The 14727-nt window shown below is 46.3% G+C and carries 2 protein-coding genes; both read right to left on the reverse strand.

The features are described 5' to 3' along the window. Positions 1-45: 45 nt before the first annotated feature. Positions 46-3885, reverse strand: coding sequence for a plipastatin non-ribosomal peptide synthetase PpsE (gene ppsE / locus MKX71_RS09850; protein WP_339232003.1), 3840 nt, complete (start codon positions 3883-3885; stop codon positions 46-48). Between the two features lie 7 nt (positions 3886-3892). Beyond that, positions 3893-14707: a plipastatin non-ribosomal peptide synthetase PpsD gene (gene ppsD, locus MKX71_RS09855; RefSeq protein ID WP_339232004.1), complete on the reverse strand. Its 10815-nt coding sequence runs from the start codon at positions 14705-14707 to the stop codon at positions 3893-3895. Positions 14708-14727 lie beyond the last annotated feature (20 nt).

The raw sequence follows: 14727 nt of genomic DNA on the forward strand, positions 1-14727 counted from the left end.
TACAAAAAGAAGCGGACAAAGAATGCTTTTGTCCGCGAATCCGCTCTATTGTTTGTGCGGGATTGCTTTATTTGAAGTGATCTTTTCTAAAATGTCGAGGATGATGTCAGCATTCTTTTCAGCATATGTTCCTTCCAGCATGTCTTTATGAGCGCCAAAACCCGTGTACTCACTATAGTTTCCGCAGGCGCCTTCCCATTTCGTTAAGCCTGTATGCCCGCTGGTTTCGGGGTGGATTCCAGCTTCGATGAAATGAATGCTTGCTTTGATGTGGCCTTCATTCAGCAATTGTGCCCAATATTCCTGATAGTTTCTTTTTTTCTTCATCACCTTTTCTCTGACTGCTTCAGGCAGATATGCTGCAGATTCGTCATTCCCGGTATCGATAGGCAAAGGCTGTTCTTTTAGATAAGCGTCCACGATAATGAAGTCGCTGACTTCCAATCCTTTGCGCTCCATAGCCTGTGCCACTTCAAAAGCCAGGTTTCCGCCAGCAGAGTAGCCTAATAAAACGTATGGGCCCTCAGGCTGTATGTCCGTCATGCAATTAACATATTGTTCAATGCGGGTGTCTTGTTCAATAAAGTGAAACCCGTATACGGCTGCCTTCTCATTCAGTAATAAAGCAAGGTCTTTAAAATAAATGCCAAATCCTGATATCGGCGGGAAGCAGAAAAGATTTTGCGCGCCGTGCTGGTTCAGTTTGATCACATGCTGTTCATCTGCCGCTCTCAGCTGTTTAGAATAAAGTTTTTCGGCAAGCTGAGCGATTGTCGGATGTTCGAACAAGAAATCAATCGGTATGTCAATGTTCTGCTGATGTTTTAGTGTATGTATGACTTGCAGTGCTTTTAGTGAATGTCCGCCAATAGCAAAGAAGTCATCATCAATACTGATTGTGTTAACACCGAGGACTTGCTTCCAAATGTTCGCCAATTCTTCTTCAACCAAGTTTCTTGGCAATATGATGTTCTGTCGTTTGGCAGGCTTATTTTCTGGAATAGGCAGCGCGCTGCGGTCTATTTTTCCGTTTCCGGTAAGCGGCATCCGCTCCACACGCACCCAGTGCTGCGGGATCATATAGTCTGGAAGCACACGCGCCAAATCGGCGCGAAAATCCGTATCTGTTTTTTTGTGATCACCGACGTAATGAGTGTACAGCTGCGCCTCTCCATCTTTTTCTCTCAATGTCACTGCTGCTTCTTGAACGCCTTCCATTTCTAACAGGCGCGCTTCTATTTCGGCAGGCTCAATTCGTTTTCCGCGGATTTTCATTTGCCTGTCAATTCTGCTGATGTATTCTAAGTTTCCATCAGGCAGCCAGCGTGCCAAATCACCGGTACGGTAAATTCTTTCTCCAGGCAAGAAAGGATGAGGAGAAAAAACAGTATTTGTCATGTCATCTCTGTTCAAATAGCCTTTAGCGACCCCATCACCGCCAACACAAAGCTCGCCGGGAACGCCTATTGGCAAAAGACGTCCTTTTGTATCTAAGATGTAAGCGGTGCTATTGCTGATTGGTTTTCCAATCGGAATCGGCCCCGCATAGTCTCTCTTCATTTCAAAAAAGGTTGAAAAAGTCGTGTTTTCCGTAGGCCCGTAAATATTATGAAGCGCGAGATCTGGACAGGCGTGCCTGACAGCATTCATCAGGGCAGGAGAGAGTGCTTCTCCTCCGACATATAACGTATGGAGTCCGCGAAACATGTCAGCTCGTACCTGTGCCAGCTGATTAAAAAGAGCCGTCGTTAAAAATAGCACTGTGATGCCATTTTCAAGCAAATACGCTCCAAACCGATCAGGTGTCAGCATTGTCGATTTATCAATGATATGAAGGCTTGCGCCATTTAAAAGCGCCCCGAACATTTCAAAGGTGACGGCGTCAAAGCTGATAGATCCAGTCATAATAAACCGGTCATCACCGGACGCAGACGTGTAATTGCTGTTGCTGATAAGGGACACGACATTGCGATTCGTGATCATGACCCCTTTCGGCCGGCCTGTTGATCCTGAGGTATACATGATATATGCAAGATCATCTGGACTGGAGATGGTGTTGATAGGAAAATGGTTCTCTCCCATCAATGCCTGCGCATCTGCAATCATACATGTTCCTGAGAACGTAGCATTTTGCTCCAGCCCCTTTTGAACAATCAGCATTTTTGCTTGCGTTTCCTCAAGCATAAAGCTGACTCGTTCAGGCGGAAGCTCCGCATCAAGCGGGAGGTATGCTCCCCCTGCTTTTAATACGGCGAGCACACTGATCATGAATTCGGGAGAATGTGCAGCCAATATTCCGGCTGTCTCGTTTTTCCGAAATCCCTTTTGAATTAACTCTCTGGCGAGCGCATTAGAGCGTTTATCAAGCTCTTTATACGAAATAGACATATTGCCATACACAAGTGCGGTATGGTCTGGCGTCTTTTCTGCTTGTTCGCGAAATAAATCGATAATTGTATGATTCTTTGGATACTCCGTTTTTGTATTGTTGAACTGTGTGACAATCTGCTCTTTTTCTGTTGCATCAAGAAAAGAAAAATCAGCAATTGGCATATGAGGGTGCTGTGCAGCTGTGCTAAGCGCTTGCGTAAATTGCCTCTTGATACAGCTGATCCAGGCAGCATCGTAAACGAATGCATTATAGCTGAACTTGACGACAAGCTCTTCGCCGGGAGCAACGACAAGATTAAAGTTATATCCTGATTGCTCGGATACTTGAACTTGATCGATTTGCAGCGGTGAATCGGTTTGATCAGCGGAATCGGCGATTTTCTGCTGTAACGGATAGTTTTCAAAGACGATAATGTGATCAATCAGTTCCTGTTTTAATGCGGTGTTTGCCTGAATATCAAATAAAGGCTGGCAGGTAAACGGCTCAGCTTCCAGCATTTCTTTCTGGCATCGTATGAGCAGTTCTTGAAACGTTTCGTCTTGATGTGTTTTAATTCGAATCGGTATGGTATTGATAAACAACCCTATCATTTGCTCCACGCCCGGGATTTCTGACGGTCTTCCTGATACAACTGCGCCAAACACAACGTCGTCTGTGCGGTTATATTGCTGCAGCATCACACCCCAGACCGCCTGAATTAGGGTAGCGAGCGTGACGCCGTGTTGTTTTGCAGTCTCTTTCAGCTTGTCTGTCAGTGGTTTATTTAATGAAAATATCAAATCTTCACGGTGATAACCTTCTTTTGTTTCTTTATCAGACACACGAGGCAGAGGTGATGGAGTGCTGTAGTTTTTTAAATAGGTATCCCAGTAGGCTGCTGCTTTTTCTTTGTCTCGGTTTGTCAGCCAGGAAATATAGGTGCTGTACGGACGGACAGGGTCTAATGAAAGCGGTTTTCCTGCATGAATTGATTGATAAATTTGCATAAATTCCTGCATAACAATACCTAGGCACCATCCGTCCATTAAAATATGATGGTGACTCCAGATACAGACATGCTCATCTTTAGCTGTTTTGAATAGAGAAATCCGCATCAGCATGTCTTTTTGCAGATCAAAGCCTTTTTGCTTGTCCTTCTCCTTAAAGCGTTCAATATACTCATTCTGGTCGTTTGTTGGCAGATGAGAAATGTCTTCGCTGTACAAATGGAATTCACGTTCTGTCATCACGACTTGCCGAGGTCCCGACAAATGCGGGACGTGCGGCAAAAACACAGTTCTGAAAATATCATGGCGGTCGATAATGGCTTGAATGCTGCGCTGAAACCATTCATAGCTGAGGCTTCCTTTAATGGTGAAGAGCGACTGCTCAACGTATGCCCCCTCCTCTTTACGGAGGAAGGAATGAAACAGCATTCCCTCCTGCATATGACTCAGAGGATAAATGTTCTTGATTTTTTTGATGTTATCCATAGTGTCTGCACCTTTCTTCACGGATTCATTAGTGAAAACTGAGCATATCAGCGATCTCTTGCAGCGCGTCCTCGGTTAGTTCTTGATCATCAAAATCACCGATCGTCTTTTCTGTTTCTCTTTTGTTCTGGCAGTGTTCGATCAGCTGTAATAAAAATTGACGGCATGTTTCGCTAAGCTGTTCGATGGTTTTGCGCTGAAAGCGGGCATTGTCATAAGTCATATTGACAGTCAATTTTCCTTCTGCAGCGATTGCGCTGATATCCAGCGACTGTTCACGGTTCCATGTTGTGCTGATATCACCTCCGGCACCAAGCGGAGAGAATGAGAAGGCGTCCTCCTCAGGTACTTCAGCTGAGCGGCCGCTTTCAAATTGACCAAGATAATTAAAGCTGATTTCTGGTGCACCTGTGAAATTGATGTCTTTTTTGCCAGGCGGCGTCAAATATTTGATGACACCGTAGCCGAATCCTTTGTCAGGTACACGTCTCAGTGTATCTTTTGTTGTTTTTAGAACATGAACCATGTATTCTTCCGAATCTGGCAAGTCTGCGTTCAATTTAACCAATAACGGATAAATGGCGGTAAACCATCCAACCGTCCGGCTCACATCTATTCCTTCTAATACATCCTCTCGCCCGTGGCCCTCTAATGATAGTTTGAAGGCGGATTGATTGGTCCAATGGCGCAGCGCAAGAATGACAGAAGCGAGCAGCATGTCCTGCGTATCAGTGTTATATGCGCTGTTGGCGTCTTTTAAGAGTGCTGCTGTCTCTTTCTCGTTTAAGGTAAACGAAATCGTGGACCGTTGTCCCTCGTGTGCTCTAGTGCCATCAATGTGATCAAAAGGCAATGCCTCTGTTTGATACTCTTCGGCTTCGCGCCAATACTTGAGCTGTTTCATTAGCTGCTGGCTTTCAGCGTAGTCAGAGAGCTTTTTCGTATACGCTTTAAATGAGCTTGTTTTAGGAGGCAGTTTGATATCCTCCCCGCCAGCAGCTTGGCGATACCCTAAAGCCAAATCTTCAAGCAGAACCCGCCATGAGATGCCGTCAACGACGAGGTGATGAGCCGATAAAAATAAGAAATCACCGTCAATTGTGTGGAAAAGACCGGCTTGCAGCAGCGGACCATTCTTCAAATCCATTTTCTGCTGAATATCAAGTACATGGCGTTTGATAATAGGCTCATACGCTCTATTTCCATCAGTGCCGTCCGGAGCTGATAAATCAATCATCTGAAGGCCGTACAACGCGTCGTCCGAATGACTGAGCGGCCGATTATATTGATCCCACTTTCCTTGTTCATTCTGTGTAAACACCATTCGCAGCGCATCATGATGACACGTTATTGCTTTTAACGTTTTGCGCAGTGCGTCTTCTTGTACAGAGGTGCTTCGATGCAGCATTACGGACTGATTAAAATGGTGTTTTTCTTTTATATCTTGAGAAAGAAACCATTTTTGAACAGGCGACCATTGTACGTCTCCCTCAACCGCAGCTTGGCTGGAACTTGTATCTGAATCACGGATATAAGCTGCCAATTCTTGAATGGTCGGATGGCTAAACAAATCTTTCACTGCCATTTGCTTGCCTAACCGGTGAAGCCGCGCAGATACCTGTAACGCTTTGATTGAATCTCCACCAAGTTCAAAGAACGAATCAGCTGTTCCGATCTTTTCTGCCCCCAGTACTTCTTTCCATATATCTGCCAGTATTTGTTCCATTTTGCTGGCTGGCGGGAGGAATGGACGTTCAGCTCCGCTCTTCGATACGGGTTTCGGTAGTGCTCTGCGATCCAGCTTGCCGTTTGATGACAATGGAAGTGAATCCAGTCTTTCAATAAACGCAGGGTGCATAAACACCGGCAGCTTGTTTTGTAATTCTGAGCGTACAGCATTTGTGCTCAACTCTGGTTTTGCCACCACATAAGCACTTAATTCGGTTTGTCCTGACGCTGTTTCATGAGCAACTACTGCGGCGTCTTTTACACCATTTATACACCGGATGACCGATTCAATTTCTTTCGTTTCTACACGGTATCCTCTGATTTTGACTTGATCATCGATTCTTCCGAGATATTCGAGTGTACCGTCGGCCATCCATCTGGCGGCGTCTCCTGTTCGGTACATTCGTGTTTCGGGTTTAAATGGATTCTGCGTGAATGCTCTCTCTGTCAGTTCTGGAAGATTGACGTACCCTCTTGCAAGCCCTGTTCCTGCTATACAAAGCTCTCCCGCAACACCGATTGGCTGAAGCTGATGATTGCTATTTAAAATCAGCACTTGAGTCCCGTCAATCGGCTGGCCGATGCTTACGTATGCCTGCTTTTCCATATGTCTCATGACGGTAGTCGCCACGCTGTTTTCTGTCGGTCCATATTCGTTGGCGAGTTCGGTATGCGGACATATAGCTAAGCTGCGGTCGATCAATTCGCGGTCAGCCGCTTCTCCCGCCAGTGTGACGACTCTAAGCGTCTTTACATCTTCCGGCTGCACTACGTCCAAAAGCGCTCGATATAAAACAGGCACAATAATCATATGTGTAATCCGTTGACGAGACAGCTGATGCTTAATGGCTAGAATATCCTTCGCTTCCTCTTCATGAAGCAAAACGGCTTTTGCACCTGACAAAAGTGGTGTAAACATACTAGTTAAAAAGCCGTCAAATGAGAAAGAAAAGAGCTGCAGGATGGCATCTGTCTCGTTGAATGCATAAGCGTTTCGCCGCCACAGAAGCGTGTTGGCAATCCCTTTATGCTCGACCATCACCCCTTTTGGCCGGCCCGTCGTTCCTGAAGTATAAATGATATAAGCCAAATGATGGGCAGACGACACTTGCGGCAGCGGCGATTTGTTATATGCCTCCGCGCTTTCTATCGTCAAGATCTCTCCTTCAAAGTCAGCAAGTACTCCCAGATCCGCTTCATTTATTGTCATCAGCAGTTTCGTTCCGCTGTCGCTGAGGATATAGCGTTTCCGTTCTTTCGGGTATTCAGGATCAATGGGAACGTAACAGCCTCCGGCTTTCCACACACCAAGTATGGATGCTATCATACTGAACGAACGATGCATCATGATGCCTACTGGCGTGTCCGGCTTAACACCTCGGTTGCGCAATGCACGTGCGATTCCATTGGACCACTCGTCCAACTCTTGATACGTCAGTGTTTTGTCTCCGCTGACAAGTGCAGAAGCTTTTGGTGTTCGTGCAGCTTGCTGCTCAAACAATTGACTGATTGTTTGAACTCCGTATTGATTCGCTTGCCCGGTGTTAAACTCATTAAGCAGCTGGTGCCGCTCTTCTTGGGTCAGGATGTCGATATGGTTGAGTGTCACCTCCGGGTTTTTACCAATGATGCTAAGTACATTTGTTAAATGCGATGCCCAGCGTTCAATGGTGGTTTTCTCGAACAATGCGGTTGAATATTCAAAAAGGAAATGAATGTTTCCGTCGCCCTCAGATGCCTGTAGTGTCAAATCGAATTTAGAAACGAGATGAGAAACTTGTGCCGGCTTCATTTGCAAATCATGAAGATGCAATCGCTCGTAATCATTATTTTGAACAACTAACATCGCATCAAACACTGGATTCCGGCTCATATCCCGTGTCAATTCAAGCTTATCGACAAGTTCTTCGAACGGGTAATCCTGGTGCTCAAAGGCTTCCAATGCTGTCTCGCGCACTTCCTGCAAGTACTGTACAAACGGCTTCCCGCCCTCCGGGCGCGTCCGAAGCGCCAGCGTGTTCACAAACATGCCGAGTATCGTCTCAAGATCCTTGTGCGGCCGGCCGGCGATTGGCGAGCCGACGATGATATCTTCCTGTCCGCTTAAGCGTGACAAGAACGCGGTGTAAGCCGCAAGGAGCACCATGTACAGTGTGCTTCCGTTTTCTCGTGCCAGCTTGTGAAGGCCTGATGCAACCTCTGGTTCCAGCGTAAATGAGACCTTGTCACCCGCGAAGCTTCGCACCGGCGGGCGGGCATGATCAGCCGGAAGATCCAGCACAGGCAGCTCGCCCTCGAGCTGCTTCAGCCAGTACGCCTCCTGCGTTTTGTACGCGTCTCCAGTTTTAAATTCTTCTTGCCATACGGCATAATCTTTATATTGAATGCGCAGCGCCGGAAGCTTCCGATTATTGTACAGCTCGCCGAATTCCCGAATCAGAATGTTGACGGAAACACCGTCTGAAATGATGTGATGCATATCAACCAGCAACAGGTGCCGCTCATCTGATACCTTTACGATTTGGGCACGGAACAGCGGCGCTTGGCTGAGATCAAACGGTTTGATAAATGCGGCTGCGGCCTCCTGTTCGGTTCGTGCGCCGAGAACTGTAGTCTGTAACGTAAACGGCACCTCGTCATGGATGCGCTGAACCGGATCGCCTCCTGCGTCCTGTTCGAAGGAGGTCCGAAGCGACTCGTGGCGCTTGATCAGCTCTTTGAAAGCTCTGTCCATCCTTTCAGGGTTGAGCTTCCCTTCGAGCTCTAATACAGCCGGCATATTGTAGCCTGTCCCTCCGTCCTCCAGCTGCTGAAGGACATAAATCCGCTTTTGGGCAGAGGAAACCGGATACGTTTCCTGCTTTTCAGCCGGTTTTATCGCTTTATATGGACTGTCCGTTCCTTCATGGATAACGGCCGCCAGTCCTTCTACCGTCGGATGGGCAAACACATCTTTTAGCGGCACCTGTACATCGAATTCTTTGGTGATCCGTGAGACAAGCGCCGTTGCTTTTAAGGAATGTCCCCCGCGGTCAAAAAAGTTGTCGTGAATCCCGACAGGGCCATTTTTCAGCACGTCCTCCCACAGCTGAGAAAGCTTCATCTCAGTCACGTTTCTCGGCGCTGTGTAGGTCTCCGCATCTGCCGCTCCGCCAGGAGCTGGCAGGGCGTTTCGGTCGAGCTTTCCGCTTGGCGTAACCGGCCACTGTTTCATTTCTATCATATAGGCTGGGACCATGTAGCCTGGCAACAGTCTCTCAAGCTGTGCACGCACTTCGTTTCTTTGGAGCCCTTCTATATAAGCGCATAATTCCGGCTCCCCGCTGTCTGTCCGTACGGTAACAGCCGCCTCTCTTACACCTTCTATATTTCTTAGTGCCGCTTCAATTTCTCCCGGCTCAATCCGGTAGCCGCGGATTTTTACCTGATCATCCGTGCGCCCGAGGAATTCAACATTCCCGTCAGGGAGCCAGCGCGCCACATCCCCTGTTTTGTACATGCGTTCCCCCGGGTAAAACGGGTCTTCTAGAAAACGCTCCTCCGTTAATGCCGGCCGATTCAAATAACCTCTGGCAACACCCGCTCCGGCAATGTATAGTTCACCGATACATCCAACAGGCAGCATCCGCTGATTCTGATTCAGGATATATAATCTGACATGATGAACAGGTTTTCCAATTGGAATCCGTTCAAGTTTTTCTTGCGGCGGACAATCAAAGAATGCAGCTTCTACGGTTGCTTCCGTTGGCCCATAGGAATTGGTTATTGAAACATTTGGAAGCAACTCGTAAAATCGGGAGACAAGATGGGTCCCCAGCTGTTCTCCCCCAGAAAACACTCGCTTGAGTCTGTTTGTCTTAATCGGTACAGAGCGATATTTTATATGTTCTAAAAATGCATGGAGCATTGAAGGCACAAAATGCATAGCTGTGATCTTTTGTTCTTCTATGGCCTTCGCGATCACTTCAGGTTCTTTTTCGCCTCCCTGAGGAAGCAGATAAACAGAAGCTCCGGCATAAGGCCACCAAAACAGCTCCCATATTGAAGCATCGAATGAATATGATGTTTTGTGCATAATCATATCTGAATGCTTTAGCTGATAGCGGGACTGTAGGGAATTCAAAAAATTCACCGCTGATCGATGTTCAATTTCAACACCCTTAGGCATCCCGGTAGAGCCGGATGTATAGATGACATAGGCTAAAGATTGCGGGAGAACGTTCACATTCGGATTGGACAAACGATGTACCAGTCCGCTATTTGTCTGATTGAGATAGACAATCTCTCCTGTAAATGCCGGAATATGAAGGCTGGCAGACTGAAGCAGGAGAATGTTTGTACCGCTGTCCTCCAGCAGAAAGCTGATTCGTTCTTCCGGATAATCCGGGTCGATGGGCAGATAAGCGCCGCCAGCTTTAAGAATGCCATAAATGCCAAGCAGCATTTCAGGTGAACGCTTTCCTATAATGGCAACAGTCGTTTCGGGTTTTACCCCCCGTCCGATCAGCTCCCAGGCGATACGGTTAGCCTGTTCGTTCAATTCTTTATAGGTCATCACTCCATCTTCAAAAACAACAGCCGTCTGATCAGGCGTTTTTGCTGCCTGCTGTTCGAGTGCATAGTGGAGCGTTTGATTCATTGAATAGCCCGTCTCCTCAAACAGATGGCATGATTCAATGAAATCTCGCTCTTCTTCTTTTGTTAAGATTGGAATATTGTCCAATTCTGTTTCAGGACTGGCAGCTGTATGTTCCACAAGCGTGGTGAAAAGGCTGGCCCACCTTTGGATGGTTTCTTTCTCAAACAAAGCTGTACTGTATTCAAACTGACAGAAAAGCTCGGAATCATGTTCTGTAACGTATAGGGAAATATCAAATTTTGATATTGGGTGCACCAAGTCGTTCCACTGAAGCTGTACATCATTCATTTTTAGCTTTTGCTGTTCCATATTCTGAAGGACTAGCGTTGTGTCAAACAAAGGATTCCGGCTCATTTCCCGCTGCACACCGAGTTTGTCCACAAGCTCTTCAAACGGGTAATCCTGATGCTCATACGCTTCTAGTGCCGTCTGTCTGACTTCTTTCAGAAATTCCTCAAACGTCTTATTACCCGCCGGGCGTGTGCGGAGAGCCAGTGTATTGACGAACATCCCAAGAACAGCTTCAAGGTCGGCATGGGGCCGTCCGGCGATAGGTGAACCAATCACGATATCATCCTGACCGCTTAACCGAGACAAAAAGGCTGAATACAAAGCGAGAAGCGTCATATAAAGCGTGCTTCTGTTTTTATGGGCGAGCCGCTTTATGCGGGCCGTGATCTCTTTGTCCAATTGAAAGGTTACTTTTCCGCCTATGAATTGACGTTCTGCCGGACGTCGTTTATCTGTTGGAAGCTCCAGTATAGGAAGATCCCCGCTAAACTGCTGCTGCCAGTAAGTCTCCTGCTTTTGGTACGAGTCTCCCTTTTTAAATTTCTGCTGCCATACGGCGTAATCTTTATATTGGATCCGCAATGGCTTAAGCTGCCGGTTTGCATAAAGATCGGTAAATTCTCGGATTAGGAGCTGAACGGATACGCCATCTGAAATGATATGGTGCATATCCACCAGCAATACATGCTTCTCGTTTGACACTTCTATAAGGCCTGCTCTAAATAATGGCGCCTGGCTGAGATCAAAGGGACGGACAAATCCCTCGATAGTGGTCTCTTTACTTAACGTAAACGGCACTTCGGTGTGGATACGCTGAACCGGCTCGTCATCAGCTCCGGATACAAAGGAAGTTCGAAGCGGCTCATGCCGGCTGATCAGTTCTTTACATACAGCAGACAGTTTGGCGACATCCAGTGCACCTTCCAGTTCTAAGACCGCAGGCATGTTATAGGCGACACCCTCATCAAGCTGTTGAAGCACATAGATTCGTTTTTGGGCCGAAGATACAGGATATGTATCCCTTTTTTCTGCTGGTTCAATTGCTGCATACGGATTTTGTTCTGCCTCTCGAATGATTAAAGCTAATCCTTCAACAGTCGGATGAGCAAAGATGTCCTTAAGTGAAACTTGCACATGGAATTCCTTTGCGATCCGTGACATAAGCACTGTTGCTTTTAACGAGTGGCCGCCATTGTCAAAAAAGTTGTCTTGGATGCCTACATGCCCATTCTTTAGCACATCTTCAAATAGTTGCGAAAGCTTTGCCTCTAATAGATTTCGAGGGGCAGTATATGGGTTTCCGCTGATTGAAGCATCTGGCTCCGGAAGTGCTGCGCGATCTACTTTTCCGTTTGGGGTAAGAGGTATGCTGTCAACCCATACCCATTTCGCCGGAATCATGTATTCTGGGAGCTCACTAGCCATATAACTGCGTAAATCTATTGCATTCAGCTTTTGTACACTGCAATAGTAAGCGCATAATTCATGTTCACCGTTTTGATCTTGCCAGATGAGAATGGCAGCCTCACTAATGTCCGGATGATTCATTAGCGTGACTTCGATTTCTTGCGGCTCAATTCGATAACCTCTGATTTTCACTTGATTGTCTGCCCGTCCGATATATTCGATGTTGCCGTCTTCAAGCCGTCTGGCCAAATCACCTGTCCGGTACATAATCACACCAGGCCTGAATGGGTCGGATGAAAATTTGTCGCTTGTCAGTTTATCGTGATTGACATATCCTCTGGCAACACTTGCGCCGGAAATATAGAGTTCGCCTGGTACGCCGCATGGCTGAAGCTGTTTTTGATGATTCAAAATATATAGATCAGTACAGCCTATCGGTTTACCGATTGGCGGAAGCTCAGGAATAGGGTCTCCAGGATGAATGGTATACGTAGATACCACATGAGTTTCTGAAGGTCCGTAATGATTGTGCAGGTGTATGCCGCGTTCACGCAACACATTTTGGAAAAGGTCTGAAATCATTAATTGTTCCCCGGCTGCGATCAGGTGTTTGACGCCATCAGGAAACGAGTTCGCAAGTTCTCGCTCGCTGAAAATCATTTTGATAAAAGCAGTTGGGAGAAACACAATATTCGTCTGATGCTTGTTTATAAATGCAAACAGCTGAGGCACATCTCTTTTTATGTCTTCTGGAACGATGTGGAGTGTGCCGCCTTTCAGAAGCGCAGAAAATATTTCTTGATAGCAGACGTCGAAGGAAGGTGTCGCAAATTGCAGAACATCTGCTTCAAAGTCAATGCCGGAGTGAGTATATTCGAATTTCAGCAAGTTAGCCATGTTTCGATGCTCAAATTGAACACCCTTTGGTTTACCTGTTGTGCCTGATGTATAAATCATATACAGCAGATCGTCAGCATCGTTGACTGACTTTATGTTACTGCCGTCTACTTTGCTTTCGATTTCTTCTGGATGAGTGATAATGTAATTGTCTTCTAACGATGAGGAAAGATGCGCTTGTGAAACAACATGCGAACAGCCGCAATCATGCAGAATATAACGGATTCTGTCAGCCGGGTAATGCGGATCAACGGGAACAATGGCGCCGCCTGCCTTTAAGATTCCAAGAACGCCGGTGATAAACGCCGCAGAGCGATCCATCATAATCGCAACGGGTTCCTGTCTCACAACGCCTTTCATTCGTAAATGCCGTGCCAATCTGTTAGCCGCTTTATTCAGTTCTCTGTATGTTAATGAGCAGGCTTGATCAATTACAGCATGAGCATCTGGTGTCTTTTCCGCTTGCTTTTCAAACATGGCATGGATGGTTTCGTAAACTGGTGTTCGATCTGTGATTTCTCCAATCAGCTGCCGCTTTTCAGTATCTGTCGTGATATCGATTTCTTCAGGTGGAAGATTCGGATTATTTAAGATTTGTGATACAGCATTCAGAAGATGCTCTTTGACAGAGAGCACAAAAGACCGATCGTGCTGCTCCGCATCATAGTTCATTTTGATATGAATTTCTTCCCCTGGCGCCACCATAAGATAAAAGCTGTAGTTGGTTTCATCTGCGACAGTGAAATTATGAATCTGAAAAAGATCAGTAGCATGTTCCTGTTTGTTCAGCATTTGAATCTCTTGCTGCACCGGATAGTTTTCAAATACGAGAATATGATCAATCAGCCCTTGCTTAATAGCTGAGCGGGATTGAATCTCATATAAAGGGTGGTAGCTGTACGCTTCAGCGGCAAGACGGTCTTTTTGCATATCTTTTATAAGTTGAAGAAATGGCGTTTTTGCCCCCTGCACCCGAACCGGCATCGTATTAATGAAAAGACCTACCATATGTTCAATGCCTTCGATTTCTGCGGGTCTTCCTGAAATAACAGAACCGAATACGGCGTCATCGTTATTATTATATTTTTGCAGCAGAATGCCCCAAATAGTATGGAAAATCGTACTGAGTGTCACTTCTTCTCTTGCAGCAAGCTCTGAAAGTCTGCTGCTTTCTTCCTTAGAGAATGAAAATGTAACGTGTTCCTGCCTGCTTCTTCCCTTTGTTTTTTTCTTCTGCTTCGGGAGCACGGTTTGCTGTTCGTGGCCGGAAAGATAATGGTCCCAATAAGAAACCGCCTGCTCTTTGTCTTGCTCCATCAGCCATTTGATATACTTTCCGTATGGCTGGACCGGCTCTAATGTTATAGGGGATGCATTTACATAAGATGCGTAAATATGCAGAAACTCCTTTAGCACAATGCTGAGGCACCAACCGTCCATCATGATATGATGAAAGGTCCAAATGCAAGAGTACTGGCTCTCTCCTGTTTGAATCAGAGCGATGCGCATGAGCACATCCTTTTGCAAATGAAACCCCCGGTCCCGGTCCTTTTCTTTCCATTGCTCGATAAACTGTGATTGCTCCGCCTCGTTTAAATGAGTAATGTCTTCTTCCAGGACGATGATATTTCGTTCTCTCAGAACAACCTGCTGGGGGGAGGAAACATTTTGGCTGATAAAAATCGTTCTGAAAATATCATGTCTTTCTACAAGAGCGTTGATGCTGTTTTGAAAAAACTGCGGGTTGACTTTTCCTTCTATTGTAAAAGAAGCTTGCTCAACATACGCCTGTGAATCTTTTTGCAGGAGGGAATGGAAAAGCATCCCTTCCTGCATGTAAGACAGCGGATAAATATCCTGAATTGAATTCGCTTTTGTCATGTTCATGTCTCCCTGTCACG

The sequence above is a fragment of the Bacillus sp. FSL M8-0071 genome, from assembly GCF_037975455.1.
Taxonomy (GTDB): domain Bacteria; phylum Bacillota; class Bacilli; order Bacillales; family Bacillaceae; genus Bacillus; species Bacillus subtilis.